This is a genomic window from Shewanella dokdonensis (genome assembly GCF_018394335.1).
GTDB lineage: Bacteria > Pseudomonadota > Gammaproteobacteria > Enterobacterales > Shewanellaceae > Shewanella > Shewanella dokdonensis.
In genome coordinates this window covers 2,062,165-2,083,321 of sequence record NZ_CP074572.1, presented here as the reverse complement: position 1 = coordinate 2,083,321, position 21,157 = coordinate 2,062,165, and the positions used below count along the sequence as shown (strand labels likewise).

Annotated in this window: 15 protein-coding genes and 3 pseudogenes; 10 read left to right on the top strand and 8 right to left on the bottom strand. The window is 49.1% G+C overall.

What is annotated here, in order from left to right; genetic code table 11:
* The first annotated feature begins 630 nt into the window (after positions 1–630).
* A complete protein-coding gene (glnA, locus tag KHX94_RS10025; RefSeq protein WP_213680538.1) occupies positions 631–2,043 on the top strand; it encodes a glutamate--ammonia ligase in 1,413 nt (470 codons plus the stop codon).
* 99 nt (positions 2,044–2,142) lie between these two features.
* On the opposite strand, the gene KHX94_RS10020 is transcribed toward glnA, so the two are convergent.
* Entirely contained in the window at positions 2,143–3,057 is a 915-nt protein-coding gene (locus KHX94_RS10020; protein WP_213680537.1) for a LysR family transcriptional regulator, read from the bottom strand.
* A gap of 111 nt (positions 3,058–3,168) precedes the next feature.
* Between KHX94_RS10020 and KHX94_RS10015 the strand changes: the two genes are divergently transcribed.
* From KHX94_RS10015 to glnG, 5 genes are all read left to right on the top strand, one after another.
* Positions 3,169–3,984, top strand: a complete 816-nt coding sequence (locus KHX94_RS10015) for an SDR family NAD(P)-dependent oxidoreductase (RefSeq protein WP_213680536.1) — start codon at positions 3,169–3,171, stop codon at positions 3,982–3,984.
* Between the two features lie 32 nt (positions 3,985–4,016).
* Complete coding sequence (locus tag KHX94_RS10010) at positions 4,017–5,957, top strand: FUSC family protein (RefSeq protein WP_213680535.1); 1,941 nt, start codon at positions 4,017–4,019, stop codon at positions 5,955–5,957.
* 90 nt (positions 5,958–6,047) lie between these two features.
* Positions 6,048–6,443 carry a DUF4124 domain-containing protein gene (locus KHX94_RS10005; protein ID WP_244859090.1) on the top strand — a complete coding sequence of 132 codons (396 nt, stop codon included), beginning with the start codon at positions 6,048–6,050 and terminating at the stop codon, positions 6,441–6,443.
* A 274-nt stretch (positions 6,444–6,717) separates the two neighbouring features.
* Positions 6,718–7,785: a nitrogen regulation protein NR(II) gene (glnL, locus tag KHX94_RS10000; protein ID WP_213680534.1), complete on the top strand. Its 1,068-nt coding sequence runs from the start codon at positions 6,718–6,720 to the stop codon at positions 7,783–7,785.
* Positions 7,786–7,807: 22 nt separating this feature from the next.
* Positions 7,808–9,211 (top strand): nitrogen regulation protein NR(I), encoded by a 1,404-nt coding sequence (glnG, locus tag KHX94_RS09995; protein WP_213680533.1) that lies wholly within the window; start codon positions 7,808–7,810, stop codon positions 9,209–9,211.
* 97 nt (positions 9,212–9,308) lie between these two features.
* On the opposite strand, the gene KHX94_RS09990 is transcribed toward glnG, so the two are convergent.
* The 3 genes from KHX94_RS09990 to KHX94_RS09980 all read right to left on the bottom strand — a co-directional run bounded on the left by KHX94_RS09990 (position 9,309) and on the right by KHX94_RS09980 (position 12,889).
* Complete coding sequence (locus tag KHX94_RS09990; RefSeq protein ID WP_213680532.1) at positions 9,309–11,213, bottom strand: methyl-accepting chemotaxis protein; 1,905 nt, start codon at positions 11,211–11,213, stop codon at positions 9,309–9,311.
* A gap of 158 nt (positions 11,214–11,371) precedes the next feature.
* Positions 11,372–12,259 carry a cation efflux pump FieF gene (gene fieF / locus KHX94_RS09985; protein WP_213680531.1) on the bottom strand — a complete coding sequence of 296 codons (888 nt, stop codon included), beginning with the start codon at positions 12,257–12,259 and terminating at the stop codon, positions 11,372–11,374.
* Between the two features lie 48 nt (positions 12,260–12,307).
* Complete coding sequence (locus KHX94_RS09980) at positions 12,308–12,889, bottom strand: Spy/CpxP family protein refolding chaperone (protein ID WP_213680530.1); 582 nt, start codon at positions 12,887–12,889, stop codon at positions 12,308–12,310.
* Between the two features lie 227 nt (positions 12,890–13,116).
* Here KHX94_RS09980 and KHX94_RS09975 point away from each other — a divergent pair, with 227 nt between their 5' ends.
* Positions 13,117–13,803, top strand: coding sequence for a response regulator (locus KHX94_RS09975; RefSeq protein ID WP_213680529.1), 687 nt, complete (start codon positions 13,117–13,119; stop codon positions 13,801–13,803).
* Positions 13,803–15,257: pseudogene (locus tag KHX94_RS09970) on the top strand (ATP-binding protein). Before KHX94_RS09975 ends, KHX94_RS09970 begins: the two are co-directional and overlap by 1 nt.
* 4 nt (positions 15,258–15,261) lie before the next feature.
* On the opposite strand, the gene KHX94_RS09965 reads toward KHX94_RS09970, so the two are convergent.
* Positions 15,262–16,083: a pyridoxamine 5'-phosphate oxidase family protein gene (locus KHX94_RS09965; RefSeq protein ID WP_213680528.1), complete on the bottom strand. Its 822-nt coding sequence runs from the start codon at positions 16,081–16,083 to the stop codon at positions 15,262–15,264.
* Positions 16,084–16,218: 135 nt separating this feature from the next.
* Here KHX94_RS09965 and KHX94_RS09960 point away from each other — a divergent pair, with 135 nt between their 5' ends.
* Positions 16,219–16,683 carry a tRNA (cytidine(34)-2'-O)-methyltransferase gene (locus KHX94_RS09960; protein WP_213680527.1) on the top strand — a complete coding sequence of 155 codons (465 nt, stop codon included), beginning with the start codon at positions 16,219–16,221 and terminating at the stop codon, positions 16,681–16,683.
* A gap of 67 nt (positions 16,684–16,750) precedes the next feature.
* Positions 16,751–17,758 (top strand): hypothetical protein, encoded by a 1,008-nt coding sequence (locus KHX94_RS09955; RefSeq protein ID WP_213680526.1) that lies wholly within the window; start codon positions 16,751–16,753, stop codon positions 17,756–17,758.
* An 89-nt stretch (positions 17,759–17,847) separates the two neighbouring features.
* On the opposite strand, the pseudogene KHX94_RS09950 reads toward KHX94_RS09955, so the two are convergent.
* The 3 genes and pseudogenes from KHX94_RS09950 to KHX94_RS09940 form a co-directional block, all read right to left on the bottom strand.
* A pseudogene (locus KHX94_RS09950) lies at positions 17,848–19,304 on the bottom strand (M16 family metallopeptidase).
* Positions 19,301–20,629, bottom strand: a pseudogene (locus tag KHX94_RS09945) (M16 family metallopeptidase). The pseudogenes KHX94_RS09950 and KHX94_RS09945 overlap by 4 nt, the downstream one beginning before the upstream one ends.
* Positions 20,630–20,743: 114 nt before the next feature.
* On the bottom strand, positions 20,744–21,109 hold the full coding sequence (locus tag KHX94_RS09940; RefSeq protein WP_213683272.1) for a hypothetical protein: 366 nt from the start codon (positions 21,107–21,109) through the stop codon (positions 20,744–20,746).
* Positions 21,110–21,157 lie beyond the last annotated feature (48 nt).

Sequence of the window (21,157 nt, the reverse complement as noted above, 5' to 3'; positions counted from 1 at the left end):
ATTTATACAATTTACTCTCTACACCCGAGCCGTAGTAGCAGTGGCAAAAGTCGCTTCGTTTTTTCTGGGCAGACATATCACCAAGTTGGGGCAAGATTGTAATGTGCATAAAACGAAGGGCTCAATGTTGACCACTTTTTATCCATGATAATAGTTGTTAAATGTCACCATAAGGAACCCTTGTTATTTGTGCATGTGAAAAGCATTTTTTAGCACGCTAACCTTTTATAGTGCAAAATTTGCGGCTCATAAAAACATTGGTTTATAGGAAATGTCGGCGTTCTTTTAAGATTTTCACAACAAGGCGATAACGGTTGATTTACCCTCAAGAGCGCTCTACTCTAGCCAAGGCAGATAGCAGCATAAGTGGTCATATTTCGGCGAAGTTACATGACTCCGTACTAGTGCGCCGCAGCATGACTTGCACCATAAAATAGCAACATTGCACCAATAGCGTGCAATATTAACTACTTTATTTGCGCCATATTCAAACATACCCTTTGATTTCAGCGTGTTAAAAATCTGGCACAGCTCTGGCTTATAGAAGCCCTAATTACAGGCAGCGCCTAGCGCAGAGCTTACACAAAGTTGACAAAGGGCATAAACCATACCCTATCCGGAGGCTTTAGAATGTCATCAGTTGAGTCCGTTTTAAAACAACTCGAAGAGTTGGAAGTAAAGTTTGTCGATTTGCGTTTTGTTGATACCAAAGGTAAAGAACAGCACGTATCAGTACCTTCTCATCAGGTAGATGCGGATTTCTTCGAAGACGGTAAAATGTTTGACGGTTCTTCTATTGCTGGCTGGAAAGGCATTAATGAATCTGACATGGTGCTGATGCCTGACGCGTCTACCTTTGTACTGGATCCTTTCACTGAAGAAACCACCGCTATCATCCGTTGTGACGTGCTTGAACCTGCAACTATGCAGGGCTACAACCGCGACCCACGTTCTATTGCCAAGAAAGCAGAAGAATATCTGAAAGCAACTGGCATTGCCGACACTGTACTGATTGGCCCAGAACCAGAATTTTTCGTATTTGACGATGTGCGTTTCGGTTCAGACATGTCTGGCAACTTCTACAAAATCGGTGCTAAAGAAGCGGCTTGGAGTTCTGCTAACGAATATGAAGAAGGCAACACTGGCCACCGTCCAATGGTGAAAGGTGGTTACTTTCCAGTACCTCCTGTCGATTCATCACAAGACTGGCGTAGTGCCACCTGTCTGGTGCTGGAAGAAATGGGGCTGAAAGTTGAAGCTCATCACCACGAAGTGGCCACTGCTGGGCAGAATGAAATTGCGACTCGCTTTAACACTCTGACAGCCAAAGCTGACGAAATCCTGACCCTGAAATATGTTGTGCACAACATGGCGCACGCCTACGGCAAAACCGCCACCTTTATGCCAAAACCTATCATGGGCGATAACGGCAGCGGTATGCACGTGCATCAGTCACTGGCAAAAGATGGGGTTAACCTGTTTTCTGGTGATAAATACGGCGGTCTGTCTGAACTGTGTCTGTACTATATTGGTGGCATCATCAAGCACGCTCGTGCACTGAATGCTTTCACCAACCCAAGCACTAACTCATACAAGCGTCTGGTTCCACACTTTGAAGCACCAGTAATGCTGGCTTATTCTGCCCGTAACCGCAGTGCGTCTATCCGTATTCCAGTGGTGCCATCACCAAAAGCACGTCGTATCGAAACTCGCTTCCCTGATCCAGCAGCAAACCCATACTTGGCCTTTGCCGCGCTGATGATGGCGGGCCTGGACGGTATCCAGAATAAGATCCACCCTGGCGATGCTATGGACAAAGACCTGTACGATCTGCCTGCCGAAGAAGCGCTGGCAATCCCAACAGTAGCTGAGTCACTGGATATTGCCCTGGAAGCATTGGATGCCGACCGCGACTTCCTCACCAAGGGTGGGGTGTTCTCTGATGACTTCATCGATTCTTACATCGCCCTGAAGACTGCTGAATCAGAGAAAGTTAACCGTACTACTCATCCAGTAGAATTTGAGCTGTACTACAGCCTGTAAGGATTGCCCTGCAATCAACCCGATGAGTCAAGCCATCGGAGTATAACAATAAAGCCCCGGGTTTATCCCGGGGCACTTATTTTTAGGCCACCAATATCTTCAACAACTTAACACTGTGCCCTCGCCAGCAGCAAACAGCTGTGTTAGCCAATCACTGAGTAAACGTAACCGCTGTGACATGTGACGACGATGGGGATACAACAAATACACCGGCATACTGGGCACCAGAATATCCGGCAGGATCTGCTGTAACTCGCCGGTTTTGAGATATGGATTCAGGCCCATTATTGGTGACTGGATAATGCCGAGATGACCACGACAAGCTGCAACATAAGCGGCACTGTTATTGACAAACACTCTGGTCGGCATTGCCAATATTTGTGATGTTTTTCCATCAATATATTCAAAGCCGCCGACATTACCGAAAGCCGTGACATATTGAACCCATTGATGTTGTGCCAAATCCTTGAGTGTTTGCGGCATACCATAGCGTTGTAAATATACCATTGAAGCCACACTCACCTGTTGCAGATACCCCAGTTTTTTCGCCACTACGCCTTCCTGCTCCAGTTTGCCGACCCGTAGCACCGCATCAAACCCTTCAGCCACAATATCCACTTTGCGATCGGTACTGCTGATCTCCAATATCAGCTGTGGATGCTGTGCCATAAATGTCTGCAATGCCGGAAACAACAACTGTCGAGCAAAGCCTTGTGACATATCAAGACGGATACGCCCACTGAGCACCTGCTCCCGCCGCAGAAACTGCTCTTCCAGTTCGCTATATTCGGCCAGAAGCGCCTGACAGCGTTGCAGACACTGTTCACCGTCCACCGTTAACCGTACTGTGCGGGTCGTCCGCTGTAACAAACGAACTTGCCATTGCTGTTCCAGCTGTTGCACCGTTTTAGACACTTGGGTGCGCGAAATTCCCAGACTATCGCTGGCGCGGGTAAAACTGCCTAACTCTGCTACTCGCAAGAAAATACGGATCGCCTCCAATCTATCCTGCATTTAATTATCCCTAAATTGGCACATATCTATCCTTTATAAGGATGTTTATCCACTAAATGCAAATCAATATGCTGATCTCGACATCAACTCATGTGATATTGGAGACAACCCATGCAACAGATAACCCTGATCACCGGTGCCAGCCGCGGCCTTGGAAGACAAATGGCTTTAGCACTTGCTGCTCGCGGACACGACCTTATTCTCACCTACCAACATAACGCCAGCGCGGCAACGGACGTCCAACAACAGGTGTTCAAACTTGGCCGTAAGGCTGAAATACTGCAATTAGATGTGGCAGACAGCAGTCGCTTTGCCGACTTTACCCATACCGTAGCCAAGCTATTACAACAGCAGTGGCAGGGAGCATCCTTGAACCATCTGGTCAATAACGCTGGCACGGGCCTGCACCAACTGTTAGCGGAAACCACTGAGACGCAATTTGATGAGCTATACCGCATCCACCTCAAAGGCCCGATGTTTCTGACACAGGCATTACTGCCGTTGCTCAGTGATGGCGGCTCAGTACTGAACATCTCCAGTGGTCTGGCACGCTTTGCCATTAATGGTTCAGGTGCGTATGCGGCGATGAAAGGTGCCATAGAAGTGCTCACTCGCTACTGGGCAAAAGAGCTCGGGCCACGCCAGATACGTGTCAACGTGCTCGCCCCCGGTGCTATCGAAACCGATTTCAGTGGTGGTGTGGTACGCGATAATCCAGAGATGAATCGCTACATCGCAGCACAAACCGCACTGGGACGAGTTGGCTTGCCAGAAGATATTGGCAATGCAGTGGCGCTACTGCTATCAGAAGAGGCTCATTGGATCACCGCCCAGCGCATTGAAGCATCGGGGGCATGTTTATCTGAAAATTCAGAAAAATATCTGTGGGTAGCCACTGAAATAACCGTGGGGAATGGATTAAAATAAGCAGTAGTTAATTCATCCCCACATTTGATCCCATGTTTTCCAAAATAATAACGCTGGTGCTGCACTGGTTACCGGATAGATCTGATCTTCCAGAAGGACTGCGCATTGGCCTGCCAATGATGGCGGGGCTATTGTTGTTTTCAGCCGTTGGTGATACCGCGAGTGGTGTCAACGCCTTGATTTGCGCCTGGCTGGTAGGAGTGCAAGGCCGTAATATTGCCTATCCCAAGCGTCTGACGTTGCTGAGTTTATCGGCGGTGTTATGTTGTATCGGGGCGGGGCTGGCGCTGCTGAGTCTCATCCAGCCGTTGCTGGGGATTGCCGTGCTGATGCTCATTGGCCTGTTGTATGGCTTATGCTCCAACCAACGTAAGTATATTCAGCTACTAACGTACAATGCGGGTTTTTCATTAATCTGTGCCATGCATCTGCTGGAAACCGATACCCCTTGGCTGATGGTGCTACTGTCCACCGCGTTTGGTAGCTGGAGCGCCATGCTAAGCGCCGTAATAGCTGGCCCGTGGTTGTCTATTCGCCAAGGCGAGCAACTGCTCGCCAAAGTTACCCAGCAGTTTATCAGTTGGTGTGCCATTCTGGGCTACTCTGATGCCGCTAACGTTGGGAAACGATTGGCATTGCGTGAGCAATTGGATGATGCGATTGCCGTATTGGCTCACTGGTTACAGGAAATGCCCGACAATAGTGCCGTAAAGCGTATTGCCGGAGGGTTACGCTCACAACTGCAACTAATCGAGGCCATGGAAGAAGTTGGCCGTATCCGTCAGCATGAAACCAGTGTCAACAACGCAGAGGCATTGCAGCATTATCTGCTTGAATTTGCAGCTAACTTTGACCGTTTTCTACATCGAGAAGCGCAGCTACCAACACTGCCGCTGGAAAATGGACAACATCCTACACTGGCGGCGGTTGAGCAACAGATCCAACAGGCATTACAGCCTGACGCTCCGCTACCTGCCAATTGGCGCACAATTCTGAAACTTATCTGGCCTTCCGATGCTGACAGCATAAAAACCCAGTGGCGCAAAGCGCTGCATAAGGGGTCGCGGGAATGGCACCACGGCTTACGCATTCTGTTCACTTTATTCTGCTGTCAATTAGTCGTTGAACTGCTGCCATTCCAGCAAGGGTATTGGGTCACATTGACCGCTTTTATTCTTTTGATGGCTGCGCCACTTGGACAGTTGCAGTTACGTATCTGGGGCCGCTTTTATGGCACACTGCTGGGTTCATTGCTGGCATTGGGGCTCGTGTGGTATTGCGGCACAGGCGCCTGGTTGTTGCCCGCCACCTGCCTGACACTATTTTTAGCATTTGCCACTTACTATAAAGCCCGTTACGAGATCCATGTATTCTGGCTGACAGTCATGATGGTATTTGCCATTACACTATTACTGCCCGCCGAACCTTATATTGCATTTTATCGCGCGCTAGATACGCTGACAGGCGTGGTATTGTCGGTTTTAGCCATGTACCTGTTTATTCCCAGTTGGACCCGTCGCTGGTTGGATAACTATGTCTGCCATTTTGTGGAACTGGAACAACAATGGCTACAGACCATTGCCGATGGCGCACCAGACATCGCCTTACGCTGGCAGGCTCATGCGGCACTACGCCAATTGAGCATGGAGATCAGCTATATGAAATTAGAACCCAACACCTCCGCCAGAGAGCTGCAAGACTGGCAGAGTTTCCTATGGCTGGGGCTGACCTTACATTGCACGCTGGTGGTATTAGCGCGACAAGGCCAGCAACCCCAATTACAGCCATTGAGTCAGCAGTTGGCAGCCTGGTCACCATTGTTCCGTCGACGTCTGCAACCGCAGTGGTCGGTGTTGCCTGAAACCGCAATTGCCAGTGATGAGGTACATTTGTGGCTGCTGCAAGATATTGCCCAATTATATTCCTGGCTGCATTGGCAACGGCCATTCCAGCTAGCCGCTAGCCGCCAATAAATCTTGTTATTGAAGCGCTGGATTTCGCTGGGCAAGGCGCTTTTTACAAGCTAGTCTTAACAAAATAATAACCAACGACAGGAATGGCTCATGCGCACTTGGCTGGTAATCCTTTGCCTGTGGTCAGTTGCCGCTCAAGCAACCGTCTATAAATGGGTAGATAAGGATGGCAACATCCATTACAGCGATCAGCCACATGCAGATGCACAGCAGGTGCAGTTGCGTGAAAATACCAGTAATCAAGTCAGTATGCCGCCGGTTAAGCCCATTTCGGTTGCCAATGACAGCGAAGAAACCACCGAGCAAAAAACACGGTACCAGGTCAGCATTGTGTCGCCGCACCATGAAGAAACCATCCGCGACAATGCCGGAGACTTCACGGTGACGGGGAAGTTCAACCACAACTGGCGTCCGGCCATTATCTGCAGCTGTATATTGATGGCGTCGCCACCACTGACGCCCAAGCCTCAGCCTTGTTCTCCCTGAAGGATATTGACCGCGGCGAACACCAGCTGCAACTTAAGGTCGTACAGCAAAACGGCAAAGTCCTTGCATCCAGCTCAGAAATTACCATTTTTCTGCACCAAGCTGGGCTAATCAAACCTGCAATTCCGGCACCGAGTGTTAAAAGAGGCAATGGATAACTATTTAATTCATATAGTTATATACATTATTGCGTCTTTTTACGGAACCGGTACCGTCTTGCAGCTCGCACCAGAATGGCGCACTATTATGGTGCAAACGATCTGGAAATATGCCGATGGACACGAATTTACTGCTCAATCATCTGGTGACTGCGGTATTGGTTATCGACGGCGAGTTGCGTCCGGCGTACGCCAATGCAGCAGCAGAGCAACTGCTGGGAGTTTCCAGCCATAAGCTGAAAGAACAGCCGTTGACCGACAACCTGCATATGCTGGTCATTGATGCCAAAGTGCTTAAAAGCGCCATCACCGGCCAACAGGGACTCACCGTCAATACCACACAATTGGTCACCCTTGATGGGCAACACCACACGGTTGACTTAACACTGGTGCCCATAGAACACGATGCCGAACAGCCACCGCACAGTGTGCTGGAATTACGGCAAGTGGATCAACAGCGGCGTATTCACCAACAACTGACGCTGGATGCCCAACAACAGGCGGCACAGTTTCTGGTGCGTAATCTGGCCCACGAGATCAAAAATCCGCTGGGGGGACTGCGCGGCGCAGCACAACTGCTGTCCAGAGAACTTAGCGATGAACATCTGCGTGAGTTCACCACACTGATTATTGAGCAGGCAGACCGGCTCCGCAGTTTGGTTGATCGCCTGCTTGGGCCGCAAAAACCTTCGCTACACAAGGTACTGAATATTCACATGGTCATTCAGAAGGTATTGAATCTGGTGAGTGTCACCTTACCGCCGAATATCCGGTTGCGGCAGGATTATGACCCTTCCATCCCCGACTTGCCGATGGATGAAGACCAACTACAGCAAGCTATTTTGAACATTGTGCAAAATGCCATTCAGGCGCTGGAACAGCAAAAGGTCGGAGACATCATGATCCGTACCCGTACCGCACATCAGGTCACAATTGGCACACAACGTCACAAGTTAGCGTTGATCCTGTCGATCATCGATAACGGCCCAGGTATTGCGCCTGAATTAGTCGATACTTTGTTTTATCCAATGGTAACCGGTCGTAAAGATGGCAACGGTTTGGGGCTCTCTATCGCCCACAACATTGCTCGTTTACATGGTGGCCGTATCGACTGTAATTCGGCCCCTGGCCACACAGAATTTAGCCTGACCCTACCTATCAATCTGGATCAGGACAACTTATAAGGTCTGCAGAAGAGGGAACAATATGAGTGAACAAGTATGGATCCTCGATGACGACAGCTCGATCCGCTGGGTACTAGAGCGAGCGCTACGCGGTGCCAAAATTAGCTGCGCTAGCTTCGCCGCCGCCGAGTCTTTGTGGGATGCACTGCAGATTTCCCAACCGCGAGTCATAGTGTCTGACATTCGGATGCCAGGCACGGATGGGCTGACATTGTTGGAACGTATCAATGTCCATTATCCGCATATTCCGGTCATCATCATGACAGCCCATTCGGATCTGGATAGTGCCGTCAGCGCTTATCAAGCGGGAGCATTTGAGTATCTGCCTAAACCCTTTGATATTGATGAAGCCATTACCCTGGTTGAGCGCGCTATCACCCACGCCACCGAACATTCGCCAGCCCCCGTGGAGTCTCAGCTCAACACCCCAGAAATTATCGGCGAAGCCCCGGCCATGCAGGAAGTGTTTCGTGCCATTGGCCGTCTGTCACGTTCTTCAATTAGCGTACTGATCAACGGCCAATCCGGAACAGGGAAAGAACTGGTGGCCGGAGCACTGCACAAACACAGTCCTCGCCGCGACCAATCCTTTATTGCACTAAACATGGCGGCCATCCCCAAAGAACTCATCGAATCGGAACTCTTTGGTCACGAAAAAGGAGCCTTCACAGGTGCCGCCAACGTGCGTCAGGGACGCTTCGAACAGGCGAACGGTGGCACGCTGTTTCTTGATGAAATTGGGGATATGCCTTTAGATGTACAGACGCGATTGCTGCGAGTGCTGGCAGACGGCCAGTTTTATCGCATCGGCGGACATTCCCCGGTGCGGGTGGACGTGCGTATCATCGCGGCGACCCACCAGGATTTAGAGTCTTTGGTGCAAAAAGGGCAGTTCCGCGAAGACCTGTTCCACCGCCTTAATGTTATTCGTATTCATCTGCCACCGTTGTCACAGCGGCGGGAAGACATTCCACAATTAGCTCGGCATTTTTTGGCCCAAGCAGCTAAAGAGATTGGGGTAGAAGCGAAAATCCTCACCAAGGAAACTGCCGCAAAATTACAGCAGTTGCCGTGGCCAGGAAACGTCAGACAATTGGAAAACACCTGTCGTTGGCTGACAGTAATGGCGTCAGGGCAAGAGATCCTGCCACAAGACCTGCCACATGAACTGTTCAAAGAACCGATCGCGCAAGCCAGCGGCAATGGTAATTCGCTGGACTGGCAAAGTGCCTTACGTCTGTGGCTGGATCAGCGTCTATCTCAGGGAGAAAACGATCTGCTGACAGAAATCCAACCCGCGTTTGAGCGTATCTTGTTGGAAACCGCCTTGGAACATACACAGGGCCATAAACAGGAAGCCGCGAAACGCTTGGGTTGGGGACGGAACACGCTTACCCGTAAACTTAAAGAACTATCGATGGACTGATAATAAGACCTAGCCGGCGACGAACGCTGGCTAGGTTTTACCTGAGATATGCATTATTTGGTGAGGGCCCAGCTTAAAACCGATCACTCTTGCCGCGCTACAGCTTGAATCTATTTACGATGGTCACAAGTTGGCCGTTTACTTTTTCAATATCGGCGGCATTGGCTGAGGATTCCAACCCCACAGTTTCAAGTTCAGACACAATACCGCTGATGGTATTCATGTTGTGACTGACTTCTTTAGTAACACAGCTCTGCTCTTCAGCTGCTGTGGCGATTTGGCTACTCAGATCATTGATATTATTTATAAAAACAGTCAATGAATCCAAGCTGTTAGCTACTGCATCTGACTCTACAGCGGTTTCCTGGCAGCGTTTTTTTGTCTCTTCCATCGAATTAACGACTTGCAGGCTTCCCGACAACAGATTTTCGATTGCCTGTTCGATTTCGGCCGTACTTTCTTTAGTCCTATTGGCCAGTTCCCTTACTTCATCGGCAACCACGGCAAAACCACGCCCCTGTTCCCCGGCTCTCGCCGCCTCAATGGCAGCGTTTAATGCCAGCAAGTTAGTTTGCTCGGCTATCTTGCCGATAACGTTGAGTACAGTGCTGATCTCTGTCGTATGTGTATTCATTTCCTGCACATATTGAGACGCCTGTTCAACATCGGCGATGAGTGCTTTGACCGCCTGCTGAGATTTGGCAACAATGGTTTGAGACTCTGCACTCGTTTGATTGGCATCATCGGTCAGCTTAGCAGTGTTAGCAGCATCACCCGCCATCGAATTAGCCGTTGCGTCCATTTCCTCGATAGCCGTGGCAATCTGCTCAGTTTCTTGGACATGGCTATTCAACATGCCACTATTATTATCCGCTAATTTTTTTAATTGCCGAACATTTGCATGCAATGTCTCAGTGGAGTTTTTCACTTCACACATCATTTCTTGAAGATTGGCAATAAATGTATTTATTCCTTTGCAAATTTCGCCTATATCATCATTTGCCATAATCTTAAGACGTTGCGTTAAATCTCCATTACCACTTGATAAATTAGAGACCATTTGCCGTAGAGAAATAATTGGACGATATAGAAAATTAATAACAGCCAATGCAATTAAAACACATATAATGGTTGATATAACGGTTACCATTATTGCATGTTGCCGCGCTGTTTTTAGTGCAGCAAATGCGGTTTCTTTTTCTAAGCCGACTACCACATACCATTTTTTATCCCCAACATTGATACGCTGAGAGAAAAGAATTTTATCAGTACCATTCACTTGATATTCAACCATTGCATTATTATTGCTAACAACGTTCAGCGCGGCATCTTTAAACCAAGGGTAACTGGTGGCAGTTTTTCCTGTTTCCACTAACGTTGAAGATGATGCAAGCAAGGTGGTGTCTTGATTTAAAATCACAACGACTGCATCCTGCATTTCATCAGAAGGCTTAAATAATTGATTCAAAAATGATAATTTTAAATCTACCGAGACAACACCGCCTTTGATTTTCTTAACGATAGTAATCCAATAAACGCCGTCAGTTCCCAGATACGGTTCAGTGATAGTGACAGCAGAGGTAGCGAGAGCATCCTTATACCAAGGCCGTTCAGTCACATTTCCTTGATATTTATGATCGGGCCAATGATCGTCGGTCTGGTTCCAATAACCGTCACCGTTATCAAATGCCACAATGGCACTACCAGAGTTCATTGCGGCAGCAATTAATTTAGTGAGTGCGATTATTTCAGCTGTGGTGCCGTTAATTCCAGTGTCATGAAAGTTTTCGGATATTTTGCTAATACCATCCACTTTCTCGTTAATCATTGTTTCAATGACTTCAGCTCGGCCATTAACATAGTCTCGGCTTTGCTTGATAATATCATCCGTGAGGGCACTTTTTTGTTGAAAATAAGCAATAACGCTTGCTGCAGAAACGGATATAGCCACCAAGAACATAATGGCGATCATTAGTGTTCTTTTCAAACCCATATTCATCATCAAAGCCACCTCAGTATATAAGCTTGCCATCTTATAAATCACGGGATTTTGATACTCATACCGAGTATTTTTACACGAGTATCCCGTTTAGTTTAGGCCATATTGGGACGTGATGAGTTTGCTATAGTTTGAACATCATCAAATATATCGCATTAAGGTTATCGTTCTTCCACAACATCATCAGGATCTTGGTGAATGATCACTTCAGCACTGGGGAATGACTCAAGAATGCGATTTTCAGTTGCCACCGCGATTTCATGGGCATCATGTAGTGACAGATCGCCATCCAGTTCTAGATGTAACTGGATAAAAACCGTCTGACCAGACTGCCGAGTTCGTAGATCATGTGCCCCCAATACCCGTTTATCCTGGCGGGCAATGTCTAAGATTTGTTGGCGGGTTGCTTCGTCTAATTCTCGATCCAACAATGCTTGAATAGCACGATAGCCAAGTCCCCAAGATTGGTGGCCGATATAAAGGGCAATCAACACTGCAAACAGACCATCGGCCCACCACCAGCCATATTGTGCCAGTACCAGTGCGAGCAATACGGCGCCATTCAGAAACAGATCGGATTTATAGTGCAGCGAATCGGCTTCAACCACGCTGCTGGCAGTTGCAGCTAGCGCCTTTTTCTGGATTAACACCAGCGCCAGAGTCAGTACTATCGCGATAACCGATACGATGATCCCAACCGTTGCATGCTGCAATGGTTCTGGCGTTATCAAGCGCCCGCCACCATGCAACAACAGCAAGAAGGCGCTCCCCATAATAAAAGCGGATTGTGCCAGCGTCGCTAGATGTTCAGCTTTACCATGACCATAACGATGATCATGGTCGGCAGGGATCAGGGCGTAGCGAATGGCAATAAAATTAACCACCGATGCCATAACATCGGCAATCGAGTCCGTCACAGATGCCAGCATACTGGCCGAGCCAGACCACAGCCAAGCCAGTAATTTGATCACGATCAGCGTTGAAGCCGTTGCGATTGCGGCACGACTCGCCAGCTTTACCCAAAATGCGTAATGAGAACTTGGTGTCATCTAACAGGCTCAGAAAATTAACATTCACTGAGCCTATGTTAACAGAGTTTAGTCGTCTTGGTCTGTGTTCCACATGGGCATTTTTTCTAGCTGTTTTTTGAGGTTAGCCTGCTGTTCTGCCGTCAGCAGCTGGTAAATCTGATGATGCAGTTTCATACGTTGTAACTGCTGCTGTGTACGCCATTGCTGTTGCTGCTCAATCAGCTTTTTCGCCTTGGATTCATCAAATTTAGCGGCAGTCATCACCGCTTGCATAGCCTGATGCCGAGCGCTACGTTCTGCTTTCATGCTGTCGCGCTGGGCGTCAAAGAGTTTTTTAATGGCGGTTTTCTGCTCATCAGTCAGATCCAACTGATGCAGTGCAATAAACCCCATGTGATCCCACCCCATGCCCATGCCACGCTGGAAACCGCGGTGCATAGCGCCAGGCATTCGCTGCCCCATCATCCCCATACCTTGCCCGCGCATCATCCCCTGTCCCATATATTGTGGACAGGGACAAGTGGGCGCGGCTGACGGAGTCACATCGGCTTTATCGGCCTTGTCAGTATCTGCCGCAAAGGCGCCTGTTGCCCAAAGACTAGACGCTGCGACTAACGCTACCATACCGGTTTTAAGATGTTTAACCATTGCTCTATTCCTCCTATTGCGAAGCTATTCCCATAGTGAATACATTAATTTTATATCCTGCATCGTAATCGTGGATAATTAATGGGTAAATGACTGTAAATAAAACGTTATCCCGCTGAAAATCCGCATCTTTACCCAGACTTACACTGCATGACTACAATTGACTGAGAAATAGGTATACTGCTGAGCAGTATGCAAATGAGTGGCGTGAGGCAGGAAAATTCACTATGAGCCGAATTTTGTTGGTCGACGATGATTTGGCACTAGCAGAACTGCTGGGGCAATTGCTTGAACTGGAAGGTTTTGAGCTAACCATGGCCCACGATGGTCAAGTCGGGCTAGACATGGCGCTGGCAGAAGATTTCGATATTATTTTGCTGGATGTCATGCTGCCAAAACTAAGCGGTTTTGCGGTATTACAGGAACTGCGCACTAAAAAACAAACGCCAGTGTTGATGCTGACCGCTAGAGGCGATGAAATTGATCGCGTGATTGGCTTAGAACGCGGTGCCGATGACTATCTGCCAAAACCGTTTAATGACCGGGAACTGGTCGCCAGGATCCGCGCCATCATCCGTCGCGCCAACACACCGCTGCAAGAGCGACATCACAATAATGAACTGGCGTTAGGGGACATCAAAATGGATCCAACCCGTCAGGAAGCCTATTGTAATGAACAGTTGTTGATGCTCACCGGAACCGAGTTCAGCCTGTTATTTACGCTGGCACAGCAGGCGGGCGAACTGATCAGCAAAGATGAACTCAGTGAAAAGGTGCTGGGTAAAAAACTGATGCCCTTTGATCGCAGTCTGGATATGCATCTGTCTAATCTGAGAAAGAAATTGCCAGAACGTGCAGATGGTCGGCCACGGGTCAAAACAATCCGTGGTAAAGGTTATATCTGGCTCCCTTAATGTCTGCTTTCTTTCTACCTAACCGTCTGTTTATTAAACTGTTGCTAGGTTTCTGGCTGTGCAGCAGTTTAATTATTTTAGCGGTTGGCAGTCTGCCATTATTACAGCAGAATCATGAAGCGGGTGACATACCACCGCCGATAATGAATCTCCTGCAACGATCGGTAGAAAAACTGCAACGTGCCCCTGAACGCTTACACAATCGACAAGCACTGTTTGAGCCGCCTCGGCCACTGGAGGAACTCAGCCGCCAGGATGCAGCCACCGCGACCAAGTTCCCGAGACTTGACCCGCCCCGCCGCCGCAGGAATCTGGCAGAACAGCCGTTTCATCTGTTTGTGTTTGACGCCCAAGGACAACTGATTAACAGCCCTAAACTCCCACCTGCGGTACGGAATAATTTACTGATGATTGCGGCGCTGGAACGCAATAATCCACGGGCCTTCAGCTTTCGTGATGAAATGTTTTTCGGGCCAGTCCCTTTCAGTGCCAATGGCAATGACTACCGGCTATATGGTGGCTTGCCTGGGCCACATCGGCTGCCTTGGTTCTTCTTTTTATTGAACACAAGTTGCTAACGTTGTCACTGGCAATTCTATTGTCTGGGGTGTTATGTGCGCTGCTGGCATGGCATTTAGGTAAACCACTGAAGTCCTTAAAATTGAGCGCTAATGCCTTAGCTCATGGCGATCTCACCAACCGCGTGGATGATGCCACCTCTAAACGCCACGATGAGATAGGCGAATTAGGGATCGCCTTTAATAGTATGGCGGATGCCATCGAACGCATGGTCAACAGTCAACGGCGCTTGATTAGCGACATCTCGCATGAACTACGTACCCCTTAACCCGATTACAGCTGGCGCTAGCGTTAGCGCGTAAAAAAGGGGTCGCAGGAGAAGAAACTGAACGCATAGCTTATGAAGCAGATCAGCTGGGGCAGATGATTACTGAGTTATTGGAATTGTCGCGAGTCACCCTTAAGACACCAGAAGAACAAGTCACGGTAGGTTTGGCGGAATCCTTGAGCCAGGTGCTGGATGATGCGGAGTTTGAAGCCGCTCAGCGGGAAAAAACATCAATATCCAAATTCCGGAAGAGTTATTAGTGCCGCACTATCCTCGACCTTTATCGCGTGCCATTGAAAATCTGTTACGTAATGCCATCCGCTATGCCGCAACGGCAATCACCCTCAGCGCCCACGTGGAAAACCGCGAGGTGGTAATCATCATTGCCGATGATGGTCCAGGAATAGACGAACAGGAATTGCAGGCGATTTTTAAACCCTTTTATCGTCCGCAGTCCGCCCGCGATCGCGAAACCGGTGGCTGGGGATTGGGGCTAGCGATTACGGAAGCGGCGGTCACCGCACATCATGGCACTATCAACGCGCGCAATCGCCCCAGTGGTGGGCTTGAGGTTACCATGCGATTACCGCTGACAAGCCAAGCCTGAGCTGTCAGGCCCTTTTCGGACAAACCACCCGCAGGGGCCGCAAATGATACATCACGACCGCTGGATGACTAAAAAAGCCCACTTCCCACGGATTTTTACAGATAAACTGTTCTTTGATCTGTTCAAATAACGGGGAGTGCTTAGGGACTTGGTACATCTCGCCGCTAATGATGCTGTAGTTCCACTCAATCGCCACCTCAAAAGCAAACGTCGCTCGCCCATCGATAGCAAAATAACAGCGATTATCCCGGCTCAGTAGCTGCGCCTTAAACGTCTCTGGAAAGGTGATCAGGAAAATATCATCATCAACCGATGACAAAAATGCCATAACCGTTGAGTGCGGTTGGCGCTCTGCGCGCGTCAGCAATACGCCGATTTTATTATCTTGTTCGCGGAGATCCATCTGCGGTGCTTGTTGTAACGGTGACACAGGCAATTCGTCAGCTTGTCGCTCATCCAGTGGATACTGATAATCCGCAGCCCGATATTCCTTTACAACCGATGCGCCATAAAACACTTGGTACTCTTGCGCGCTTATCCTGACTTCGTGAGGCGCAACCTGACTGACCTTGCCTTTGTAGGACAATCGAAACACTTGCAGCTCCGCATCATATTCAGAGACACCAGTGCGATTATCCAGATGCAGTGTGACCCAAGCGCCAGCGTCCAATTGATGCCCTTTGGGAAAGGTCACAGTCAGTTCGGTATCACTGTGCACATGCACACCACAGATATAAACATCCATGCCATTGGTGGACGCGCCATATGTTCCCAAAACCCCCAATACCCGCTGACCAATCAGCTCTGAAAGCGTTCGCACTGCCATAATCCTGCTGGTTACCTCACTAAAACCAAAATCTTGCGGGCTAATATGACACGCTCATCAACAACAGGCGAGCTGTTACCTGCAAACAATTGCTTTTATAATGCCTAGGTTTTTTAGCAGTCGGCCACACTTATCATGTTTCACATCGCGTTATATGAGCCTGAAATCGCTCCAAATACTGGAAATATCATCCGCTTATGTGCCAATAATGGCAGCCAGTTACACTTAATTGATCCACTGGGATTTGATTTAGAAGAGAAAAAATTGCGCCGCGCCGGACTTGATTATCGCGACCTGACCTCAGTACACCGCTATGCCAACTTCGATGCGTTTAAACAGGCCATGGCGGGTAAGCGCATGTTTGCCTGCACCACCAAAGGCAGTCGCCCCCACTCAGAAGCACAATATCTGCCAGATGATGTACTGCTGTTTGGCCCCGAAACTCGCGGCCTACCGTTATCCATAATTGAATCACTCCCCGCCGCACAACGTATCCGCATTCCTATGGTGGCGAATAGTCGCAGCCTCAACTTGTCTAACGCCGTGGCCATCATCAGTTATGAAGCCTGGCGCCAACAAGATTACGGTGCCGCCCGCTAACGCTTCTCCGAACGCCACGATTTTGATAAGGTGCTGATTACCAGGCGCCTTATCAGGAAGTGGCGGAATGAGTAAACTGAAAAGCCGCATCAAAATCCAGCATCAGCTCAGTTTTGCCGGTGATTATAGTTGTGAAACCGTTGCGTTTTTCAACGAGCACATACTGGTACTGCGGCTGTGGGATCAACAAGCCAGCCAACCCTTGTTACAGTTTCGCCGCACCGAGGATCTGCAACTGCTGCTGTCGCTACCGCTAGCTGAATATGACGGCAGCCAGATCTTTTGCCGCTGGGGCGAAGGGCTGGCACTACTTGGCAAAACCGGACTGTGGTTTTGGCCAAGCATTGCCGAACAAGACGCCGAATTTTATCCGTTACATAACGGCGAAGTGCTACAGCAACAACTCAATGGCCAACAGTACCAATTTACGCCGTTACAAATGTTAGCCCTCGATGAGCAACAGTTGCTGCTGAGAATGAGTGGTGCCAATAATCGCAGTGGCCGTGCGATTTCTTGGCTGTTTGTCAACGAGGATGGTGACAGTCATATTGTTAACCGTTTCAAAGAACTCGATGACCCGGAGATCCTCCAGCTACCCGAATTGGCACAATCGTTACCCGAGCTTGCCGCGTTAGCGGTCAACGAGCACACCATTTGGGGATTGTGTTATCCAGCGCCTAGCGGCAAACAGCCAACTGCAAGCGCTAATATATTGGTGCCCTACCAATATCGGCTGCCTAAAAGCCTACTGGGTTCGTTATCAAAACTGCTAGGAGCGGGTCAAAAACGCGAACTGCTGCTGCAGCCGGGGCTACAGACACTTGCGGCCGGAAGAGCTTGTTTCAGTGAGAATCACCAGTGGTTATGGTTACAGCCTAAAGGCAAGAGTAGCTTAGAGTGTTATGCCATTGGCAGTAGCGTGAATCGGCATCAGCTTAGTCTAACGCCGGCGCAGAATCTCGGCGACATCAACAAACGTCAGGCACGCCTGAGTTTCTGGGACGCAACACAGTTTCTGGTACACAACAGTTCGCAGCTTAATCTATGTGAAGTGCTGTTGCCCGTTAAGAGTTGAGATATCAAGCAAGTTAAAGCAGACATTTTCTGAATAGCGCATAAAAAACGCCGACACATGGTCGGCGTTGCTCAGCCTGACACTATAGCTCAGTCACCAAAACCAACCGCTTTGATATCCAGTTGTGTTACCTGACCATACTTGGCGGCAATCGGCGCAATCTTGGCCGCATTACCAATCAGCACAAACTGTAACTTGTCTTGCGGGAAATAGGTATTGATCAGCCGTTTGGTATCCGCCACGGTTAGACTATCAACCCGTTGCTGAAAGTCATTGATATAAGAGGCATCAAAACCGTAGACATACATATCGGACAACAAACCTGCCAAAGCACCATTGGTTTCATAACGCGGTGGGAACTGTCCCTTAACGTAGGCTTTCGCCGATGCTAGCGTTGCCGCATCAATCCCCTGTGTCCATAATTTCTGGTAGGTTTTCAGCGCTAGATCAATGGCCTGCTCTGTTGATGATACCTTGGTAAAAGTGCTGATCCTAAACAAGCCGGCATCGCGAAAACTCTCGAAACCAGAGCGCGCACCATAAGTCAGCCCGGAGTTCACCCGCAGTTCATCGTTGAGCCACGAGGTAAAACGCCCACCAAGAATGGTGTTCACCACGGAAAGCCCCACATAATCTGGGTTGTTCCGGGCAATGCCCAGTCCGCCGATCAGGAAGGTGGTTTCAATCGCATCCGGCTTATCCACCAGCAGCACTCGCGACTGTGTCAAACTGGGTAACCCTTGACTTAAATCTGGCAATGTAACCGACTTTTGTGCGTGCCAATGACCAAATAACTGCTGCAATTTGGCTTTCATCTGCACCGGGTCAAAATCACCAACCACGCTGATCGCGGTGTTAGTCGGCTGATAAAAGCGCTGATAAAACGCTTTTACATCTGGCAGTGCTAGCGTTGCCAGCGAATTACGATCACCAGATGTGGCGTTACCATAGGGATGTTGGGCAAATATCAGCTTGTTGAAATAGCGATCAATTACCGATTTAGGGCTTTCTTTGGATTGCTCCAGTTCGGCAATGTTGCGCTGCTTGAGTTTGGCAAACTCCTGTTTATCGAACTGTGGCTGCAGCAGTACATCGGCCACCAAGCCCAGCATGATATCGGCATCCTTAGCCATAAAATCAGCACTGAGATAACTGCCTTCCAGATCACCACTAGTGCTGAGGCTGGCGCCGAGAAAATCTATCTGTTGTTCTAACTGCTGCTTGCTGTGTTTGCCCGCGCCTAACAGCAGCGAATCGGCCGTCATACTGGCAATACCGCCAATATTGTCATCGACACTGCCCGCGTTAACGACAGCATTAACGGTAATGAGCGGCACTTCTTTTGAGGCATCAGCATCAGCGTCAAGCCATTGTCCAGTTTGACCGTCTCATAGGCTGGCAGTTGGAATTTGCCGGTGTCTTGGCTGACAGCAATGCTAGTTACCGGAGTAGCATTGCTGGGTTGTGAAACTGACTGACATCCCGCCAGCATAAAAATGGTTACCGCTAACAGCGTCAATGGGGTTGTAAAATGTTGATTACTCATTTGTCTGCTTCCTCTTCAGCCGCCAGTACGCCAACAGTGCGGTTGACACGGCTGAGATAGCGTTGCGCTACTCGTTGAATATCTGCCAGAGAGACTTTGTTATAAGCGGCAGGCGCATCAAACAGTTTCTGATAACTGCCAAAAAACAGCTCATAGGTGCCGACAGTATCAGCCTTGCCGTTGATGGTTTCCATGGTGCGATAAAAGCCCATCAATTTGAGATTTTTCGCTTTTTCCAGTTCCTGCTGTGTCACCCCATTGCTGGCGATATGATTAATCTGTTCGATCAACGCATGTTCCAACTGGGTTTCGGTCACGCCCGGAGCCGCCACCGCCAAGACGTACAGCAGATTCGGGTCAAATGCCATGGGCATATAGGACTCGGCACCTAACGCCAACTGTTTATCTACCAAGCCGCGATACAAACGGGAACTGTTACCGTCACTGAGAATTGAGGTCAGCAGATCTAACGCATAATAGTCTTTATCATTGCTGGCCGGGACATGATACGCCAGCATGATATTAGGGGTGCTGACAGATGCTTTCTTGACAAAAATCCGCCGCTCACCCAACTGTTTAGGTTCCACTGTTTTGATCGGCTCTGGCGGTTTTTGCGCCGGAATTGGGGCAAAATACTCATTGGCTAGTTGCTGCACCGCGGCCAGTTTGACATCGCCGGCAATCACCACCACCGCATTGTTAGGGGCGTAATAGGTTTTGTGATAGTCCACCAGATCTTGTTGCGTCCAAGCCGCGATGTCAGATTCATGCCCAATCACCGGCCAGCTATAGGGATGCGCTAAAAATGCAACACCTTTAACGGGGCCTTGCAGTGCCTGGCCAGTTAGAGTTTTCCAGCCCGGTAGTACGTTCAGAAGCAACAACACCACGTTCGCTGGCCACCATTTTCGGATCAATATCCAGATTGGCAATACGATCGGCTTCCAGCTTAAAGATGGTTTCTAGCGCGTTGGCTGGGAACCAGTCGGTATATACCGTCACATTTTCAGTGGTGTAGGCATTGTTCGCGCCACCAGCGGCTTCCATCGTACGGTCAAACATCTTTGGCCCGTAATGTTTGGAGCCATTAAACATCATGTGTTCGAAAAATGCGAGATACCGGTAATGCCGGGCCGTTCATTGCGGGAACCGACCTTCCAGAATAGATACATATTGGCATTGGGAATGGAAGGATCCTCCAACACCATAATTTTCATGCCATTCGCCAGAGTAAAACTCTGAATATCTTTGGCGGTGGTCGCTTCTACTGTCGCGGCACTGCACAGGCCAAAGGACAACAGCAAAGCGGTCAGCTGACGCTTCATGGGGTGCTCCTGAGATAAGTATTCTCAGGTATCTTGTGGTGCCGATGTCAGAATGGCAAGTTCATCGCTGTTACAAGCAGGTGCTTTTTGTAAACAAGCGTGTAAACACCGTCATTAATCATCCACTTTCTTACGTTTGATAAGTTTCATCTTAGGCGCTTCCATTTTATGATCCTTAGCGGCCGCCTCTTTGGCTTGCTGCAAGTATTTGGCTTCCCGTTGCCCACGCTCATCAAACTGCTGTTGCGCTTTTTGGCGCTCAGCCTGTTCCCACGGTTCTGGCTGTTGCCGCATCAGCACTGCTTGTTCCCGAGTCGCGGTTTCATTCGCGGCGGCGCGGGCTTTCTGCAACTGCGCCGCCTCAGTTTGCTGCGCGACTTTACTTGCTTGTTCCGCCGCCTTTTGCCCAACCTGACTCAGTTCTGCCGCGGCAACCAACCCCGGCAACAGCAGCAACACGCCTAATAATGATTCACGCATCTTGTCACTCCGACAAAAACTCGTTATCTGACAATCATAGTCACACAA

Coding starts and splice junctions, on each gene's coding strand:
- KHX94_RS10020 (WP_213680537.1), bottom strand. CDS start 3,057: ATGCAGGATAGATTGGAGGCGATCCGTATTTTCTTGCGAGTAGCAGAG.
- KHX94_RS10010 (WP_213680535.1), top strand. CDS start 4,017: ATGTTTTCCAAAATAATAACGCTGGTGCTGCACTGGTTACCGGATAGA.
- glnA (WP_213680538.1), top strand. CDS start 631: ATGTCATCAGTTGAGTCCGTTTTAAAACAACTCGAAGAGTTGGAAGTA.
- KHX94_RS09965 (WP_213680528.1), bottom strand. CDS start 16,083: ATGGCAGTGCGAACGCTTTCAGAGCTGATTGGTCAGCGGGTATTGGGG.
- KHX94_RS10005 (WP_244859090.1), top strand. CDS start 6,048: ATGCGCACTTGGCTGGTAATCCTTTGCCTGTGGTCAGTTGCCGCTCAA.
- KHX94_RS09940 (WP_213683272.1), bottom strand. CDS start 21,109: ATGCGTGAATCATTATTAGGCGTGTTGCTGCTGTTGCCGGGGTTGGTT.
- glnG (WP_213680533.1), top strand. CDS start 7,808: ATGAGTGAACAAGTATGGATCCTCGATGACGACAGCTCGATCCGCTGG.
- KHX94_RS09975 (WP_213680529.1), top strand. CDS start 13,117: ATGAGCCGAATTTTGTTGGTCGACGATGATTTGGCACTAGCAGAACTG.
- KHX94_RS09955 (WP_213680526.1), top strand. CDS start 16,751: ATGAGTAAACTGAAAAGCCGCATCAAAATCCAGCATCAGCTCAGTTTT.
- glnL (WP_213680534.1), top strand. CDS start 6,718: ATGGACACGAATTTACTGCTCAATCATCTGGTGACTGCGGTATTGGTT.
- KHX94_RS09990 (WP_213680532.1), bottom strand. CDS start 11,213: ATGATGAATATGGGTTTGAAAAGAACACTAATGATCGCCATTATGTTC.
- KHX94_RS09960 (WP_213680527.1), top strand. CDS start 16,219: ATGTTTCACATCGCGTTATATGAGCCTGAAATCGCTCCAAATACTGGA.
- KHX94_RS10015 (WP_213680536.1), top strand. CDS start 3,169: ATGCAACAGATAACCCTGATCACCGGTGCCAGCCGCGGCCTTGGAAGA.
- fieF (WP_213680531.1), bottom strand. CDS start 12,259: ATGACACCAAGTTCTCATTACGCATTTTGGGTAAAGCTGGCGAGTCGT.
- KHX94_RS09980 (WP_213680530.1), bottom strand. CDS start 12,889: ATGGTTAAACATCTTAAAACCGGTATGGTAGCGTTAGTCGCAGCGTCT.